This is a genomic window from Nocardia sp. No.11, assembly GCF_038752175.1.
Classification (GTDB): domain Bacteria; phylum Actinomycetota; class Actinomycetes; order Mycobacteriales; family Mycobacteriaceae; genus Nocardia; species Nocardia canadensis.
Map to the genome: position 1 here is coordinate 1 of NZ_JBCGFB010000125.1, position 17,455 is coordinate 17,455.

A 17,455-nucleotide genomic window follows, 5' to 3' on the forward strand; every position below is an offset into this window, starting at 1 on the left:
CACGGCGGGTCCGACCGCGGCGGGGGTGAGGTCGACGGCGCGGATACCGGCGGCTTCGTATTTCGGCGCGTACGCGCGGTGCACGTAGGCGGAGGTGGCCTCGAACAGCAGATCCGGCTTCTCGTCGAGGGCGAGCAGCCAGTCCGCGCCCTCGGCGGAGGTTTCCAACCCCAGCCCGCGCGCCCGCTTGAGTCCTTCGGAGTCGGGGTCGATGCCGATCATCCAGCGCGGCTCGATCTTGTCCGAGCGCAGCAGTTTGTAGAGCAGATCGGTGCTGATATTGCCGGATCCGACGATCGCGGCGGTGACTGTCCCGTTGGACACGTCGTGCCTCCTTGGCTAGGCGAAAGACAAACGGACGGAACCGAGTCCGGTGAACGTGGCGAGGAAGTCGTCGCCCGGACGGGCGTCGATGGCGCGAGTGCAGGAACCGGGCAGCACGATGTCCCCGGCTTTCAGGCGCACGCCGAAACCGGCGACCTTGCGGGCCAGCCAGGCCACCGCGATCACCGGATCGCCGAGCACCGCGTCGCTGCGGCCCTCGGCGATGACCTCGCCGTTACGGGTCAGCACGGCGTCGATGGCGGTGATGTCGATATCGCCGGGTGCGACGCGCTCCTTGCCGAGGACATACCCGGCGGAGGAAGCATTGTCGGAGATGGTGTCGCACAGACCGATCCGCCAGTCGGTGATACGCGAGTCGATCAGCTCGATCGAGGGCGCGTAAGCGACGGTCGCGGCCAGCACATCGGCCTCGGTGCAGTCCTCGCCGGGCAGGTCGGCGCCGAGCACGAACCCGACCTCGACCTCCACGCGCGGCAGCAGGTACTTCGAGGTGTCGACCGGGACGTACTCGAAGACCTCCATCTCGGCGAGCAGATGACCGTAGTCGGGCTCGTCGACGCCCATCATCTCCTGCATCGCCTTCGACGACAGCCCCACCTTGTGGCCGACGATCGTCGCGCCGTCGTCCAGCCTGCGCCGGATATTGAGCAACTGGATCTCGTAGGCGTCCACCACATCGATCGACGGATAGCGGTCGGCGATGGGGGACACCGCCACTCGATCCAGCTCCGCTCGCGCCAATTCGGCGGCGAGCTCGGCGCGCGCGCTGGTTGTCAGCATCCTGGTTCCCTCTTCTCCTCTGGTGATGCGCTCCCATGCTCGTCGGCGACCGGGGGGACGACCTCGGGTGTTCCCGCTGGATGGGCAGGAAATTGCGCGATCCGGCCGGGGATCATCGCGCACGCGGCGACCAGCACCAGCGTCATGGCCGCGATGGTCGCGAACACCAGATGCACGGCGGCCGAGAGCGTCTGCGGTGCGGGCGCGCCCGCACCGGCCAGGCGCGCGTTGACGATCGCGCCGAACACCGCGACCCCCACCGCGCTGCCCAGCGACCGCGCGAACATGGTGGCCGAGGTGACGACGCCGCGATCGGACCACGGCGCGCTGGTCTGCGCGGCGATGAGCGTCGGCGTGGCCACCAGACCCATGCCCGCGCCGACCACGAAACATGAGACGCCGACCTGCCACAGCGGCGACTGCTCGTCGAGCAGCAGCATGGTGGCCGTGCCGAGCGCCGCGACGAGACTGCCCAGCACCGCGCACGTGCGGAACCCGAAGCGCAGGTACACCTTTCCGGCCCGCGCGGCGGCCAGCGGCCAGCCCAGGGTGAGGCCGCCGGTGACGAGCCCGGCGACCAGCGCGCTGGTGCCGAGCACACCCTGATTGAACATCGGCACATAGGTCGTGAAGCCGAACAGCAGGGCGCCACCGAGCATGGCGGCGAGACTGCTCGCCACCACCACCCGCCGGGTGAACACCCACAGCGGCAGAATCGGGTGCTCGGCCCGGGATTCGACGGCGACGAACAGCGCGAGCGACAGGGCGGCGAGCCCGAACACGCCGAGCCCGGTCGGCGATCCCCACGCCCAGGCGCGACCGCCCTCGAGCAAACCCAGCACCAGCGCGCCCGCCCCGAGGGTCAGCAGCACCGCCCCCGCGTAGTCGACGCTGCGGCGATGGCGTGGCACCGTCTCGTGGAAGTTGCGCACCAGCATCCACGCGGCCAGCGCGGCCAGCGGCAGATTGACCAGGAAGATCCACCGCCAGCCGAGGTAGTCGGCGCAGATGCCGCCCAGCAGCGGGCCGGTCACCGAAGCCACCGCCCACACCCCGGCCAGATAGCCCTGCACGGTGGCCCGTTCGGCGAGGGTGTAGAGATCACTGGCGATGACCATGGTCGTCGGCTGGATGGCACCGGCGCCGATGCCCTGTACCGCGCGGAACACGATGAGCGCGAGCATGCTGGTCGCCACCCCGCACAGCAGTGAGCCGAGCGCGAACACCGCGACGCCGAACAGCATCACCGGCTTGCGGCCGAAGGTGTCGGCGAGCGCGCCGTAGATCGGCACGGTGACCGCCTGGGCGAGCAGGTAACTCGTGAACAGCCACGGGAACAGCGCGAAGTCGCCGAGACTGTCGGTGATCGAGAGCACGGCGGTCGCCAGGATCGTCGAATCGAGCGCGACCAGACCGGTGGCGAGCATGAGCGAGGCGAGCACGGGGCCGCGCTCCGAGCCGAACCCGACCTCGGAGCGCGCGGTATCGGTTGCCACAGGGCACCTCTCGGGTCAGAAGCGGATGCGCACCGAATCGGTGGTCGGGCGGGCCCGGCAGGCCAGCGTGTAGCCCGCGTCGATGTCCTCCTGATCGAGGATCGCGCTGGGGCCCATGCTCACCGCGCCGTCGACGACGGTGCAGGCGCACGAACCGCATTCGCCCTCGCGACAGGAGTACGGCACGTCGAGACCGTCGGCCAGCATCACGTCGACCAGGGTGCGCGATCGTGGCCAGCGCAGGGCGTGTACGGCGCCGTCGAGTTCCACCTCGACCTGCGCGGCGTCGCCCGCCTCCTCGTCCGCGATCGGCGCGGGCTCGGCGAACGGATCGCCCGACAGCGAGACGAACACCTCGGTGGTGATCCGCTCACGCGGCCACCCCGCGCCGGTCAGCGCCTCGGTCACCGCCGCCATGAACGGGCCCGGCCCGCACACGAACGACTCGTAGGACGCGTACGGCGCGGCGAACGCCGTCAGCTGGGCGGCCGTGGGCAGGCCCTGCACCGCTTCGAGCCAGTGCACCACGTGCACCCGGCCCGGATGGCGCGCCACCAGCTCGCGCAGCGCCTCGGCGAAGATCACCGACTCCTGCCCACGATTGGCGTAGAACAGCACCACTCGGCCCGTGCCGCGCACCAGCGCCGAGCGCAGGATCGACATCACCGGAGTGATGCCGCTGCCCGCTGCCCACAGCAGCAGATCGGTGTCGAGGGAGGCCGGGGTGAAGGTGCCCTGCGGCGGCAGCACGTCCAGGGTGTCGCCGACGGAGATGTTGTCGCACAACCAGTTCGAGCCGTAGCCGTCGGCGGTGCGCTTGACGGTCACCCGCGGCGGCTCGCCGGTGAACGGTGAACTCGCCAGGGAGTAGCACCGGGCGACCGGCTCGGGCCGGTCACTCGGGATGCGCAGGGTCAGGAACTGACCTGGCCGGTAGGCGAACCGGTCGGCGGCGTCGTCGGGAACCTCGAACACGAGCGAGCGCGCGTCCGCGGTTTCCTCGATCACCGCCGCCACGCGCAGCGTCACCACCCGCGCGCCACGCGCAACGTCGACAGTCGCCCTCGTCACTGGTGTCCTCCTCGATCACAGAGCCGGTCTTGCGTGGCCACCGTCGCAGCTCACGCGCGCCGCGCTGCCCACCGATCCCGGTGGCCGGGAGATCGCCGCGCACTGTCCGCTGATCGGGAAGACCGGGGTCTGCGGTCGCGGCGGCGACCCTAGCGTCGGGCTCGTGGACACTCGATCTCCCGGGGGCGCCCGATGAACCGCATGCAGCACACCGTCGCGCTGGTGACCGGCGCGGCCGGGGGAATGGGCCGCGCCCATTGCCGTCGGTTGGCCGAGGAAGGCGCCGACATCATCGCCGTCGACATCGAGGCCGCCGCGGCGGGACTCGCGCAGACGGCGGCCGAGGTCGTGGACATCGGCCGCCTGTGCGTCTCCGCCGCGGCCGACGTCCGCGACCAGGCCGCCCTGGACGTGGCGGTCGCCGACGGCGTGGCCGCGCTGGGCCGCCTCGACGTGATCGTCGCCAACGCCGGCATCTACAGCGACCTCGGCCTGTCCTGGGAACTGTCCGACGAGGCCTGGCAGCGCACCATCGACATCAACCTCACCGGCATGTGGCACACCGTGCGGGCCGGTGTCCCGGCACTGAGCGACGGCGGTTCGATCGTCATCGTCAGCTCCACCAACGGCATCACCGGCGCGGCCACCGCCTCGCACTACTCGGCGAGCAAGCACGCCGTGGTCGGTCTCGCCCGCACCCTGGCCAACGAACTCGGCCCGCGCGGCATCCGGGTCAACACCGTGCACCCCGGTTCGGTGGCGACGCCGATGATCCTCAACGACGCCGTGTACGCCAAGCTGCGCCCCGATCTGGCCCACCCCACCCAGGCCGACGCCGCCGAGGCCCTGGCCCAGCGCACCGTGCTGCCCGTGCCGTGGGTCGATCCGGTCGACATCAGCAATGCCGTGCTCTTCCTCGCATCCGACGAGTCCCGTTACGTGACGGGAACCCAGCTCGTGGTGGATGCCGGACTGACTCAGAAGGTGTGACATGGGACGGGTTTCGGGCAAGATCGCGCTGATCACCGGCGCCGCGCGCGGCATCGGCCGCGCCCAGGCCATCCGGCTGGCCGAGGAGGGCGCCGACATCGTCGCCGTCGACATCTGCGGACCGGTCGAGACCGTGGTGTCGCCGGGGGCGACTCCCGACGACCTCGCCGAGACCGTGCGCGCGGTCGAGGCGACGGGCGCCCGCATCGTGGCGGCCACCGTCGACGTGCGCGACGGCGCCGCGCTGCGGACGGCGGTCGACGCCGCCGTCACCGAGCTGGGTGGCCTCGACATCGTCTGCGCCACCGCCGGTATCAGTTCCAGCGCGGGCGCGCTGGAACTGACCGACCAGCAGTGGCAGACGATGATCGACGTCAACCTGACCGGCGTGTGGCAGACCTGCAAGGCCGCCACCCCGCACCTGATCCATCGTGGCGGCGGCGCCATGATCCTGACCAGCTCGATCGCGGGCCTGCGCGGGCTGGTCGGCGTCGCGCACTACACCGCCGCCAAGCACGGCGTGGTCGGCCTGATGCGCTCCCTGGCCAAAGAGCTGGCCCCGCACCATGTCCGGGTGAACTCGGTGCACCCCACCAACGTCGACACCCCGATGATCCAGAACGACATGGTGCGCAAAGTGTTCCGGCCCGACCGCGAGCACCCGACGCGCGAGGAGTTCGCCGAGGCGGCGGTGTCGATGAACATGCTGCCCATCCCGTGGGTCGAGCCCGTCGACATCGCCAACGCGGCGCTGTTCCTGGCCTCGGACGAAGCCCGCTACATCACCGCGGTGACCCTGCCCGTCGACGCGGGCTCGACCCAGCGCTGAGTTGTCCGGTGGTGCGGCCTCGACGGGCCGCGCCACCGCGACGCCGACAGCCGCTGACGCCGTCGGCCCGGACACCATCCGTCTCCGGCCGACATCGCTTCCGGTCGATATCGCCGATCTCAGCTGGTCGGCACGAGATCGGCGAGTCCGGTCATGGACCGGGGGAGCTCGCCGTGGTGGAGCACGCCCAGCCGCTGGGTGGCGCGGGTCAGGGCGACATAGAGCTCGGCCGCGCCGCGGGGACCGTCGGCGAGGATCCGTTCCGGCTCGACGACCAGGACGGCGTCGTACTCCAGACCCTTGGTCTCCGACGCGGTGACCGTGCCCGGCACCCCGGGCGGACCGATCACCACGCTGGTGCCTTCCCGCCCGGACTCCGCGCGAACGAATTCCTCGATGGCCGTGGCGAGTTCGTCCGTATCCACGCGGCGCGACCACGGCTGGACGCCACATGCGCGCACCGACTCCGGCGGCCGCACGTCCGGGGCGAAATCGGCGAGCACCGCCGCGGCGACGGTCATGATCTCGGCGGGGGTGCGGTAGTTGACGGTCAGCGCGCGATAGGCCCAGCGGCCCGGAACGTACGGCTCCAGCATCGATGCCCACGACGTCGCACCCGCCGCCGACCGGCGCTGCGCGAGATCACCCACGATCGTGAAGGATTTGCCGGGGCAGCGGCGCATCAGCACCCGCCACTCCATCTCCGACAATTCCTGCGCTTCGTCGACGACCACGTGCCGGTAGGTCCACTCCCGGTCCGCGGCAGCACGTTCGGCGAGTTCCCTGGTGTCGCGTTCGAGGAAGCGTTCGGCCAGATCCTCGCCGAAGAGCATGTCCTGGGCGAACAGGTGATCCTCGTCGTCCATGTGGTCCTCCCGGCCGACCATGTTCTCGAGCACCCGCGCGGCGTAGGCGGCCTCGGCCCTGGCCTCCCGCTCGGCGGTGTCGTCGACGGGCTGGTGCTTGCCCAGCAGGTCGACGAGCTCGTCGAGCAGCGGCACATCCGAGACGGTCCAGGCGGTGCCCTCGGCGCGATACAGCGCGGCATCGGCGCCCGCCGCCCGCAGCCGATCGTGCGACGAATACAGCTCGGAGAGCAGGGTTTCCGGCGTCAGGATCGGCCACAGGTCGTCGAGCGCGGCGGTGAACGCGGTGTGGTCGGCGAGTTCGGCGACCAGGTCGGCGCGCAGCTGTTCCCACGCCTCGCGGTCGTCGCGGGTGAGCCAGCCCTGCCCGATCCGGCCGATCGCGCGCTCGGTGAGGACGTAGGTGACGATCTCGCGGAACACCGCGCGCGCCTCGTTGTGCGGGCGTCCGCTCGCCCGTGCCTCCTCGCTCGCCCATCGCGCGGTCTCGGCGTCGATCCGCACGGTGACGTCGGCGAGCTCGATCGGCACCGGGTCCGCCGGCAGCCGCTGCCGGTCCGCGATCGCCGCGGCGAGGACGTCGAGGATCCGCAGTGAACCCTTGTGCCGTGCCGCTTCCGGTCCGTCCTCGGCGGTCACGCGCAGTCCCGGTACCAGCTCACCCGCGGTCGTGAAGACCACATTGGTCTCGCCCAGCGACGGCAGCACATGCGAGATGTGCTGCAGGAAGGCCGGGTTGGGCCCGACCACCAGCACGCCCTGGCGTTCCATCCGCTCGCGCTGGGTGTAGAGCAGATAGGCGACGCGGTGCAGCGCCACCACGGTCTTGCCGGTGCCGGGACCGCCCTCGATCACCAGCACGCCGGGATGGTCGAGCCGGATGATCTCGTCCTGCTCGGCCTGGATCGTCGCGACGATGTCGCGCATGCCCTCCCCGCGCGGCGCGTTGACGGCCGCGAGCAGGGCCGCGTCGCCGCGCTCGTCGCCGTCCGGCCTGCCGAGCACCTCGTCGGTGAACTCGGTCACCCGGCGGCCGCGGGTGTGGAACTGGCGGCGCCTGCGCATGTCCTCCGGCGAGGCCGCGGTCGCGACATAGAAGGCGCGGGCGGCGGGCGCGCGCCAGTCGAGCAGCAGCGGCTCGAAGTCGTTCGCCTCGTCGAACAGGCCGATGCGGCCGATGTAGGACGCCTCTCCGGAGAGCGCGTCGAGCCGGCCGAAGCACAGTCCGTTGTCGGCCACGTCCAGGCGCTTGGCCTCCTTGGCCAGCGCGCGGGCCTCGAAATCCCGGTCCATGGCCGACACGCCCGTGCCGCGCAGTGTCGCGCTGTAGCGACCCTTCACCCTGGCGCGTTCGGCGTCGAGCCGCGCGTACAGACCGTCCACGTAGTGCTGCTCGGACCGTAGTTCGTCCTGATACCCCTGAATTGACACCTGCCCTCACTTTCCCGGTTCACCGATCCCGGCGGAGCGCGTCGATCACACCCGTTTCCGCAGCTTCTGGCTACGGCGGACGATTATGCGGCACCACCGGGGCCTTGCGGCAAGGCCCCCTGTGCGCTATATGTTGGATACGGAAGGGGAGTGAGGACTCCTCCCGTCCAGTGCACAGGGGGCCGTGGGCACAGAGCATCGGGATCGGCGATCACGCCGTCCGGTCGGCCTCCTTGCGGGTCAGGAACGCCAGTACCGCCGACTCGAATTCGTCCTTGCGCTCGATCATCGCCCAGTGCCCGCAGTTCGGGAACACGTGCAGTTCGGCGCGCGGGATCGTGCGCATCGGGATCAACGCCATATCCAGCGGGCTCACCCGGTCGTCGCGGCCCCAGGTGATCAGGGTCGGCGCCTGCACCTTGTGCAGCATCGCCCACGGCGGGGGCGCGTCCGAGGCCTCCATCGCCCGCACCATCATCGCGAACGCGGCCTTGCTGTACATCCGGCGCGCGCTGTCGAGCGTGGCCGGGTCGGTGGCCTGGGTCCAGCGCTCCTCGATGAGCTCGTCGGTGACCATGGCCGGGTCGTAGACCATCGAGTGCAGCCACTGGATCAGCCGCTCGCGGGTGGGCTCCTCGGTGAACTCCTGCAGCAGCTTGATGCCCTCGCCGGGGCCCGGGCTGAACAGGTTGCGCCCGATGCCGCCGATCGTCACCAGCTTGCCGACCCGCTCCGGATGCGCGATCGCGTAGTTGAGCGCGACGCCACCGCCCATCGAATTGCCGATGATGTCGACACTGTCCAGGCCCAGCGCATCGACGAAGCGGACCACCGCGTCGAGCGCGGTGACCATCGGATGCCCGCCGAAGTCGTCGCTCACCCCGAAGCCGGGGAATTCCAGGACCAGGCACCGGAATCGGTCGGCGAACGTGGCGAGATTGCCGCGGTAGTTGCGCCACCCGGTGACCCCGGGGCCCGACCCGTGCAGCAGCAGCAGCGGCGGACCGTCGCCGGCCTCGTGGTAGCGCAGCACGCCCGCGTCGGTGCGGATCTCGCGCAGGGTGGCCTCGTAGCTCAGCTCGGTCATGCGTGCGTGCCCCCGTCGATGCGGATCTCGGTGCCGGTGATGAACGCGCCGTCCTCGGAGACCAGCATCGCGATCACGCCGGCCACCGCGCTCGGATCGCCCATGCCCGCGCCGCCGGATTCCTGATCGGTCGGCAGGGCGGGCGACAGCTTCGAGAACAGCGCCCAATCGGCGTCGGCGGGCACGTAACCCGGTGTGGCGTCGGTGATGCCGGACTTGATGCTGCCCGGCGCGACGCACACCGCGCGCAGGCCCTTGCCGCCGTATTCGAGGGCGATGGCGTGGGTGAAGGACTGGATGCCGCCCTTGCTCGCCGCGTAGGCCGCCATGTAGGGGTGCGCGAAGGCCGCCGAGGTGGAGCTGAAGTTCACGATCGTCGCGCGCGGGTTGGCCAGTAGGGCGGGCAGTGCTTCGCGGACCACCAGGAAGGTGCCGGTGAGATTGACCCGCAGGATCAGATCCCACAGCTCGAGGGAGGTCTGCTCGGTGTGCGAGGCGCGCAGGATGCCCGCCGCGTTGACCAGCGAGTCCAGCCCACCGAGAGTCTGCACCGACGAGCGCACGCCCTCGATCACCGACTGCTCGTCCCCGATGTCGAGGGTCAGAGTGGTCAGCCGGTCCGCGGTGCCGCGTTCGGTGGCCCGCGCCAGGGTGGCCGCGAGACCGTCGGCCGACACGTCGGCGCCGACCACTCGGGCGCCCTCGTCGAGCAGCCGGAGCACGGTGGCCTGTCCGATGCCGGACGCGGCGCCGGTGACCAGTGTCCGGTGGCCGTCGAGTCTGTTCATGAGTCGTCTCTCCTAGGTGTGGGGGTCAGCCGAGCCGGCCGGGAACCGGCTCGTGCCGCAACTGATCGGTCGCCAATTCGCCCGCGCGAACCGCGTCGTCGATCGAATCGCGCAGTGCCGAGCAGGTGGGGATCCAGCTGCTCGGCTCGCCGAGAGCCGCGCGCCGGGCGAATTCCGGGCAGGCGGACTCGGCGTCGTCGAGCCACTGGACGCTGGTGTGGCTGGGGCTGAACTTCTCGGCCAGCACCTTGTTGCCGCAGCTCGCGCATTCGACGGGATGCATGATGCCCGCCTCAGCGCTCGCCCGCGGCGTGCCGCGCGCCGACGTAGCCGAACACCATCGCGGGACCGATGGTCGCGCCCGCGCCGGCGTAGTCGTTGCCCATCACGGCCGCGGAGGTGTTGCCGGCGGCGTAGAGGCCGGGGATGGGCGAGCCGTCGGCGCGCAACACCTGGGCGTCGGCGTTGTAGACCAGACCGCCCTTGGTGCCGAGGTCGCCGATGCGCACGCGCAGCGCGTAGTACGGGCCCTTGTCCATCACATCGAGCGCCGGCGTCGCCAGCGTCGGGTCACCGTAGTAGTTGTCGTAGGCGCTGTCCCCGCGACCGAAGTCGGCGTCGTGGCCCGCGCGCGCGAATCCGTTGAACCGGTCGACGGTCTCGCGCAGCGTGGTGACGGGGACACCGATCGCGGCGGCCAGGCCGTCGATGTCGGGTGCGCTCTGCACCAGACCGCTCGAGGTCCACGCGGCGGGGAACTTCTGCCCGGGCACGATGCCGCCGATGGGATAGCGGCTCTTGGCCTTCGCGTCGAAGATCAGCCAGGCCGGGTCGTGGCTGCCGCGCAGCTGGGCGTGCACGAACGTGACGTACGGCGAGGCCTCGTTGGTGAAGCGCTTGCCGGAGCTGTCGACGATGATCGAGCGCGGGATCGACCGCTCCGAGACCAGCACCTGATTGATGCCGTCGGGCCGCTGGAACGATGGCATCCACCACGCGTCGTCCATCAGATCGACCGCGGCGCCGACCCGCTCGCCCGCGACGATGCCGTCACCGGTGTTGTCGGTCGAGGCGGCGCTGAAGTTGTCGCGTCCGCCCTCGGGCAGATAGCGCTTGCGCATCGCCTGGTTGTGCTCGAAACCGCCGGTGGCCAGCAGCACTCCGGCGCGCGCCCGGATCCGGATCTCGCGGCCGTCGCGTTCGGCGACGACGCCGAGCACCGCGCCCGACTCGTCGGTGATCAGCGAGCGCAGCGGCGTGTTCAGCCACAGCGGCACGCCGGCGTCGCGCAGGGCCAGCCGCAGCCGCGCGATCAGCGCTCGGCCCAGGGTGTCCATGTGCCTGCGCAGCAGGATCGCCTTGACCGCCCGCAAGCCGGTCAGCAGCGCGGTCCAGCGCGCCTTCCAGGTGCGGGTCACCATATTGAGCTGGACGAAGTCCTTGGAGGTGATGAACAGCCCGGGCGGGGTCGCCAGCGCCGCCGGGCGCAGCAGATCCTCGTCCTCGCCGAGTTGCTTGAGGTCGACCGGCAGCGGTTCGATGGAGCGGCCCGCGGGACGACCGCCCGGCGCCTCGGGGTGATAGTCGGAATAGCCGGTGCACCACTGGAACCGCAGGTGCGGACTGGTCTCCAGGAAGGCCAGCATGCGCGGGCCCTCGTCGATGAAGGCGTCGAGGTTGCCGGTGGGCACCCGGTCGCCGACGACGGCGTCGAGGTAGGCGCGCACATCCGCGCGGGAATCGCCGAGACCCTCGCGCAGCAGCGTCGGATTGTTCGGCACCCAGATCCCGCCGCCCGAGAGCGCGGTGCTGCCGCCGTACACCGCGGCCTTCTCGATGACGAGGGTGTCGAGCCCGCGATCGGCGGCCGCGAGCGCGCCGGTCAACCCGCCCGCGCCGCTGCCGACGACGAGGAAGCCGACTTCGTGATCCCAGTGTTGTTCGGTCGCAGTCACTCTCGCCTCGCTCAGCCGACGACCATGTCGTCCTGGGACCAGAACGCGCGCATGCTGGTGATGCGGGCGTCCTCGTCGAAGGTCATGACATCGATCGGATCGAGGGTGAACTTCTGGTCGCCGAACTCGGTGACCACCCGGAAGCTGAACGCGGCGCTGTCGCCCGCGACGCGCACGCTGAACAGTTCCGTCGAGCGCCGCAGCGGCTCGATGGCCTCGTAGAACTTCGTGATCGCGGCGTGGCCGACATGCGGTTCGGAGCCGACCGGATCCTCGACCGTCGCGTCCTCGCGGTAGAGGGCGACGACATCGGCAGCCGTACCGCTGCCGACGGCCTCCACATATTTGCGCACCGTCGCGCGAATGTCGTCCGCTGAAGCCATCGTGTTGCTCCTGAAATGTCGAGAAATGGGGATCTGTGAACCGAACCACATCCGGTGGCCGGTGGACACGGGTCCCTCCCGGCCAGCGGGAGGGACCCGGGCGGGCCTATTCGCCCAGCATGTGCCGCACGGCGAGGTGGCTGAACAGCATGGACGCGCCGATCGGGTTGCCACCGCCGGGGTAGACCTCACCGCTGACCGCGGCCATGGTGTTGCCCGCCGCGTAGAGGCCGGGGATCGGCGCGCCGTCGCGGCCGAGCACCCGCGCCGCCGAGTCGGTGCGCAGGCCGCCCTTGGTGCCGAGGTCGGAGATGCCGAACGCCGCGGCGTGGTACGGGCCCTTGTCGATGGTCACCAGCGGCGGTTCGCCGCCGGAGAAGGCGCGGTCGTAGGCCTCGTCGCCGCGCCCGAAATCGGGGTCGACGCCGGTGGCGACCATGCCGTTGAACCGTTCCACGGTCGCCTCGAGATTCGCCGCGGGCACACCGATCTTCGCGGCCAGCTCGGCGAGGGTGTCGGCGGTGTGCCACAGGCCCGCGTCGACGTATTTCTGCGTCTCGACCATGGACACGTTGGTGGCCTTGATCGGCGGCACCTCGCCTTCGGTGTCGTCGTAGATCATCCAGAACGGCAGGGTCAGGCCGCGCTCGGTCATCTGCCGGATGACCTCGCGGCCGAGCCGGTCGTAGGGCGCCGACTCGTTGACGAATCGGTTGCCGTCCTGGTCGACGAAGATGCCGCCGGTGAACCACAGCGCGAACGCCGAGCGCCCGTCCGGGTGGGTCAGGCCCGGTGACCACCACGCCTGATCCATGAGATCGGTGTCGGCGCCTGCCGCGATGCCTGCCTGATGCGCCAAGCCCTGATTTCCCCAGGGTCCCATGGTGTCTCGCGCCTCGCCGGGCACGCCGTAGTGCTTGCGCAGCTCGTCGTTCTGCTCGAAACCGCCCGCGGCGAGCACCACGCCGCGGCGCGCGCGGATCGCGACCCGGTCGCCGTCGCGTTCGACGATCGCACCGGTCACCACGCCGTCCTCGACGACCAGCTCCACCAGCGGCGACTCCAGGTAGAGCTTGGCGTGCGGGTAGGTCGACAGCGCGCGCAGCATGCGCCCGATCAGCGCCTGCCCGCCGATCAGCAGCTCCGGCAGCGCGGCGCCGAGCCGGTCGGTATCGAGCGGTCCGCGCAGCGACTCGCGCAGCTCGCCCAGCTCGGCGGCGGGCAGCGGCGTGGGCATGATGTGGCGCTGCCCGTCGAGCCTGGCCTTGGGCGCCTTACCGAAGTAGTCCGGCCACGGCAGCATCTGGAACTCGAAATGGTCGTCGGCTTCGAGGTATTCGATGAGGTCGCGACCCCGCCGCACGTAGGTCTGCTGCAGCTCGTCGGGGGTGCGGTCGCCGACGACGGCCCGGTAGTAGGTGAGCGCGTCGTCGAGGGTGTCGTCGGTGCCCGCGCGCTCCAGCACCGGGTTGCACGGGAACCAGACGCCACCGCCACCCGAATACGCCGTCGTGCCGCCGAACTTGTCGGTCGCCTCGACCACCGCGACGCTGAGCCCTTCGCGGGCGGCGGTGTAGGCGCCGGCCAGGCCACCGCCCGAGCCCGCGACCAGCACGTCCACCTCGTCGTTCCAGTCCACCACTGTTTCCTCCTGGTACCACCTCGTTGTGGCGATGACGGTAGGTCGGGTGACGGCGGTCACGGAGCGGACCATCCCGATCACCGGGAGGCGATCGGGACCCGAACGTGCCGGTCAGCGGGAAGGACGTCTGCTCTCCCGGCCCGCGCGTCCTTAGCGTCGCTCGCAGAGAACCGGTCTCCATCGAAAGGTAGGCACTGTGAACCCCGAGACCCCATCGGCATCAGTGAAGGGCCCGGCCGACGTCGACGTGGTCGTCGTCGGCGCCGGCATCGCCGGCCTGTACGCACTGCACCGCTTCCGCGGCAGCGGACTGACCGTGCGGGTGTTCGAGGCAGGCGAGGGCGTGGGCGGCGTCTGGTATTGGAACCGCTACCCGGGCGCGCGGTGCGACGTGGAGAGCGTGGACTACTCGTACTCGTTCGACGACGCGCTGCAGCAGGAGTGGAACTGGAGTGAGAAGTACGCCACCCAGCCCGAGATCCTGTCCTACCTCGAACACGTCGCCGATCGCTACGACCTGCGCCGCGACATCGAATTCGGCACCCGCGTCACCGATATCGTGCTCGACGAGCGGACCCTGCGCTGGCAGGTCGACACCGACACCGGCCGGACCGTCTCGGCCCGGTTCGTCGTGCTGGCCACCGGTCCGCTGTCGAACGCGAACACCCCGGCCATCGACGGCCTCGGCTCCTTCGCGGGCCGGGTGCTGCACACCTCGCACTGGCCGCACGAAGGCGTCGACCTGACCGGACAGCGGGTCGGCGTGATCGGCACCGGATCCTCCGGCATCCAGACCATCCCGTGCCTGGCCGAACAGGCCGAGCGGCTGCACGTCTTCCAGCGCACCGCCAATTACAGTGTGCCCGCGGGGAATACACCGCTGAGCGAGGCCGATCGGCAGGCGCAGAAGGCGAACTACGCCGAGCGCAGGCGGCTGTCGATGGCCAGCGGCGGCGGTTCCCCGCATCAGGCGCACCCGATGTCCGCCCTCGCGGTGAGCCCGCGGGAACTGCGCGAGGCCTACGAACAGCGCTGGGCCCTGGGCGGCGTGTTGTTCAGCAAGACCTTTCCCGATCAGCTGGTGAGCCTGGCCGCCAACGACACCGCGCGGGAGTTCTGGGAGGAGAAGGTGCGGGCCGTGATCGACGACCCGCGGGTCGCCGACCTGCTGGTTCCGCGTGATCACCCGATCGGCACCAAGCGGATCTGCACCGACACGAACTACTACCAGACCTACAACCGCGCCAATGTCGAGCTGGTGGACCTGAAGGCCACCCCGATCAGCCGCATCGACGCCGCGGGCGTGCACACCACCGCGGCGCACTACCCGCTCGACACCCTGGTGCTGGCCACCGGATTCGACGCGATGACCGGCTCGGTGTCGCGGATGAACATCGTCGGCCGCGGTGGCGAATCGCTCAACGAGGCCTGGCGGGAGGGACCGAAGACCTATCTGGGGCTGGGCGTGACGGGCTTCCCGAACCTGTTCAACCTGACCGGCCCCGGCAGCCCGTCGGTCCTGGCCAACATGGTGCTGCACTCGGAACTGCACGTCGACTGGGTGGCCGAGGCCATCGGTTACCTCGACAGCAGGGGAGCGGTGGGGCTCGAGGCCAGGCCGGACGCGGTGGCCGAGTGGGTCCGCGAATGCGCGAGCAGGGCCGCGGGAACGCTGATGACCCAGGCGAATTCGTGGTACCTGGGCGCCAACATCGAGGGCAGGCCGCGGGTGTTCATGCCCTTCGTCGGTGGCTTCGGGGTCTACGGCGAGATCATCGCCGAGGTCGCGGCCGCGGGATACAAGGGTTTCGACGTCCTCGAGGCGTGAGACACGACGGCGGGGTGGTCCGGATCGGACCACCCCGCCGTCGTCGGTCAGGCCGCGAACCCGCCGAACCCGCCGCGGTAGTACAGCAGCGGCTTACCACCTTCGGTGGCCCGCAGATCGACGATCCGGGCCAGCACCACCGTGTGATCGCCCGCGTCGTGCTCGAGCTCGACGCTGACCTCGATGTGGGCCAGCGCCCCGGCCAGCGCGGGCGCGCCGTTGCCCGCCCGGTCCCAGTCGACGCCGGCGAACTTGTCGGCGCCGCTGACCGCGAACCGGCGGCACAGCTCGCTCTGCTCCTCGGCCAGGATGTTGATGCACAGGGCGCCCGCGGCGCGCAGCAGCGGCCAGCTGGTGGAACTCTTGGCCGGGCAGAACGACACGTACGGCGGGTCCAGCGACACCGACACCACCGACTGGCAGGTGAAGCCGAGCGGCCGCGTCCCGTCGTGAGCGGCGATCACCGCGACGCCGGTCGCGAAATGACCGAGCACTCTGCGCAGGTCGGCGGGGGCAGGGATACCTGCGTCGACGACGACGTTGTCTGCATTCATAGGGGTCCTCCCGAACGGAATTCGTTGCCCCCACGATCCGGGGTGAGCGGGGACCGGCTCAAGACGTTCTCCCGGTCAGCGGTTGTCGGCGGGCAAAAGGTGGTACCCGCGGTTGCTAACATGCACCGATGGCGACTCCCGACCCCGATCCCGGCGTGCCCAACCTGCCGCCGACCAGCTGGGCGGTTCTCGCCATGCTCTCCTACGAGGAAGAGGTCTCCGGCTACGACCTGAAGAAGTGGGCCGACTGGAGCCTGCGCTACTTCTACTGGACGCCGTCCTACAGCCAGATCTACGCCGAGCTGAAGAAGCTCGAGCAGCACGGTTTCGCGAGCTCCCGGCTCGACCACGACAACGCCATGCGCGGCAAGCGGCTCTATCGGATCACCGACGCGGGCCGGGCAGCGGTGACGCTGTGGTGGAACAAGGCGCCGGTCGATCCGTCGGTGCTCAAACACCATGTGCTGGTGCGGGTCATGTTCGGTCACCTCGGCTCGCCGGATCGGCTCAAGCAGATCCTGCGCGACCACATCGACGACGTCGACCAGCTCGAGCAGCGGGCCGCGATCGACGCCGAGGCCGCCAAATCCGAACCGGGCTGGGCCTATTCGCAGATCGTGCTGCAGTGGGCGCAGCGCCACTACGCGGCCGAGCGGGAACTGGCCCAGCAACTGATCGACGACATCGACAACGCGGCCACGATCCTGGCCGGTGCCGAACACGACGATCGCGCCGACTACCCCCACCCGACCCCGGGCCGCTGGCGCGAGATCGAGCAGCGGGTCCGCGAGGAAGAGGGCCTGCAGCACGACCCGGCGGAGTAGGTGTGGGGCGCTCGCGGCCCCACGACCGATTACTTCGCGGTCAGCCGCTGGGACCGCGTGATCATCGACGACCCGCTGACCGGGTCGCCGATGATCGTGCCGCGGCCGCGTGGGGCGTAGCCGCTCAGCGCGTGCCCAGTGCCTCGCGCACCATCGCCCAGATCTCGGCGCGGGCGGCGGTGGTCGCGGCCAGCGACGGGATGGTGAGAAAGCCGTGGAACAGGCCGTCGTAGCGGCGGTGCCGCACCGCGACGCCGTCGTCGGCGAGCCGGCGCGCGTAGGCGTCGCCCGCCGAGCAGGGCGGGTCGAGTTCGGCGGTGATCACGATCGCGGGCGGCAGGCCGGCCAGCGAGGCGGCCCTGGTCGGCACCAGGCGGACGTCGTCGGTGCCGTGCGGGGCGTACTGCCGCCAGTACCAGCGCATCGCGCTCGTCGTGTTGTAGTGGCCGGTGCCGAAGCGCCGATAGGACTCGGTCTCGAAGTCGTCGTCGATCACCGGGTACAACAGGATCTGCGCCGCGACCGCGGGGCCGGCGCCGTCGCGGACCGCAATGGCCACGGTCGCGGCGAGATTGCCGCCCGCGCT

The 17,455-nt window shown here is 70.5% G+C and carries 16 protein-coding genes and 1 pseudogene; 4 read left to right on the forward strand and 13 right to left on the reverse strand.

All coding sequences use genetic code 11. From position 1 onward, the window contains the following. From V8688_RS26540 to V8688_RS26555, 4 genes and pseudogenes are all read right to left on the reverse strand, one after another. Window positions 1-324, reverse strand: a pseudogene (locus V8688_RS26540) (acetaldehyde dehydrogenase (acetylating)); the annotation flags it as partial. Between the two features lie 15 nt (window positions 325-339). Beyond that, on the reverse strand, window positions 340-1,125 hold the full coding sequence (locus V8688_RS26545; RefSeq protein ID WP_342801931.1) for a 2-keto-4-pentenoate hydratase: 786 nt from the start codon (window positions 1,123-1,125) through the stop codon (window positions 340-342). Further along, window positions 1,119-2,621 (reverse strand): MDR family MFS transporter, encoded by a 1,503-nt coding sequence (locus V8688_RS26550; RefSeq protein WP_342801932.1) that lies wholly within the window; start codon window positions 2,619-2,621, stop codon window positions 1,119-1,121. The genes V8688_RS26545 and V8688_RS26550 overlap by 7 nt, the downstream gene beginning before the upstream one ends. A 15-nt stretch (window positions 2,622-2,636) precedes the next feature. Next, window positions 2,637-3,692 (reverse strand): ferredoxin--NADP reductase, encoded by a 1,056-nt coding sequence (locus V8688_RS26555; RefSeq protein WP_342801933.1) that lies wholly within the window; start codon window positions 3,690-3,692, stop codon window positions 2,637-2,639. A gap of 192 nt (window positions 3,693-3,884) precedes the next feature. On the opposite strand from V8688_RS26555, the gene V8688_RS26560 reads away from it, so the two are divergent. Both V8688_RS26560 and V8688_RS26565 read left to right on the forward strand, forming a co-directional pair. Then, window positions 3,885-4,682, forward strand: coding sequence for a mycofactocin-coupled SDR family oxidoreductase (locus V8688_RS26560; protein WP_342801934.1), 798 nt, complete (start codon window positions 3,885-3,887; stop codon window positions 4,680-4,682). A 1-nt stretch (window position 4,683) separates the two neighbouring features. Beyond that, entirely contained in the window at window positions 4,684-5,511 is an 828-nt protein-coding gene (locus tag V8688_RS26565; RefSeq protein ID WP_218722292.1) for a mycofactocin-coupled SDR family oxidoreductase, read from the forward strand. Window positions 5,512-5,630: 119 nt separating this feature from the next. On the opposite strand, the gene helR is transcribed toward V8688_RS26565, so the two are convergent. The 7 genes from helR to V8688_RS26600 all read right to left on the reverse strand — a co-directional run bounded on the left by helR (window position 5,631) and on the right by V8688_RS26600 (window position 13,663). Further along, window positions 5,631-7,802, reverse strand: coding sequence for an RNA polymerase recycling motor ATPase HelR (gene helR / locus V8688_RS26570; RefSeq protein ID WP_308248715.1), 2,172 nt, complete (start codon window positions 7,800-7,802; stop codon window positions 5,631-5,633). Between the two features lie 217 nt (window positions 7,803-8,019). Then, window positions 8,020-8,895, reverse strand: coding sequence for an alpha/beta fold hydrolase (locus tag V8688_RS26575; protein WP_342801935.1), 876 nt, complete (start codon window positions 8,893-8,895; stop codon window positions 8,020-8,022). Further along, window positions 8,892-9,683, reverse strand: coding sequence for an SDR family NAD(P)-dependent oxidoreductase (locus tag V8688_RS26580; protein ID WP_342801936.1), 792 nt, complete (start codon window positions 9,681-9,683; stop codon window positions 8,892-8,894). Before V8688_RS26580 ends, V8688_RS26575 begins: the two co-directional genes overlap by 4 nt. A 25-nt stretch (window positions 9,684-9,708) precedes the next feature. Then, window positions 9,709-9,966, reverse strand: a complete 258-nt coding sequence (locus V8688_RS26585; RefSeq protein WP_218722296.1) for a hypothetical protein — start codon at window positions 9,964-9,966, stop codon at window positions 9,709-9,711. A gap of 10 nt (window positions 9,967-9,976) precedes the next feature. Then, the gene (locus V8688_RS26590; protein WP_316575138.1) at window positions 9,977-11,638 is read right to left on the reverse strand and encodes an FAD-binding protein; all 1,662 of its coding nucleotides are present in this window, start codon (window positions 11,636-11,638) and stop codon (window positions 9,977-9,979) included. An 11-nt stretch (window positions 11,639-11,649) separates the two neighbouring features. After that, entirely contained in the window at window positions 11,650-12,021 is a 372-nt protein-coding gene (locus tag V8688_RS26595; RefSeq protein WP_218722298.1) for a nuclear transport factor 2 family protein, read from the reverse strand. Window positions 12,022-12,127: 106 nt separating this feature from the next. Continuing rightward, window positions 12,128-13,663 (reverse strand): FAD-binding protein, encoded by a 1,536-nt coding sequence (locus tag V8688_RS26600; RefSeq protein WP_308248716.1) that lies wholly within the window; start codon window positions 13,661-13,663, stop codon window positions 12,128-12,130. Between the two features lie 196 nt (window positions 13,664-13,859). On the opposite strand from V8688_RS26600, the gene V8688_RS26605 reads away from it, so the two are divergent. Next, window positions 13,860-15,491 carry an NAD(P)/FAD-dependent oxidoreductase gene (locus V8688_RS26605; RefSeq protein ID WP_218722300.1) on the forward strand — a complete coding sequence of 544 codons (1,632 nt, stop codon included), beginning with the start codon at window positions 13,860-13,862 and terminating at the stop codon, window positions 15,489-15,491. 47 nt (window positions 15,492-15,538) lie between these two features. Here the strand turns inward: V8688_RS26605 and V8688_RS26610 are convergent, their stop codons facing one another. Then, complete coding sequence (locus V8688_RS26610) at window positions 15,539-16,045, reverse strand: flavin reductase family protein (RefSeq protein ID WP_218722301.1); 507 nt, start codon at window positions 16,043-16,045, stop codon at window positions 15,539-15,541. 128 nt (window positions 16,046-16,173) lie between these two features. Here V8688_RS26610 and V8688_RS26615 point away from each other — a divergent pair, with 128 nt between their 5' ends. Continuing rightward, window positions 16,174-16,869, forward strand: coding sequence for a PadR family transcriptional regulator (locus V8688_RS26615; RefSeq protein ID WP_218722302.1), 696 nt, complete (start codon window positions 16,174-16,176; stop codon window positions 16,867-16,869). A gap of 124 nt (window positions 16,870-16,993) precedes the next feature. On the opposite strand, the gene V8688_RS26620 is transcribed toward V8688_RS26615, so the two are convergent. Next, window positions 16,994-17,455, reverse strand: a 462-nt coding sequence (locus V8688_RS26620) for an alpha/beta hydrolase fold domain-containing protein (protein WP_342801937.1), incomplete at its 5' end; no start/stop codon positions are given.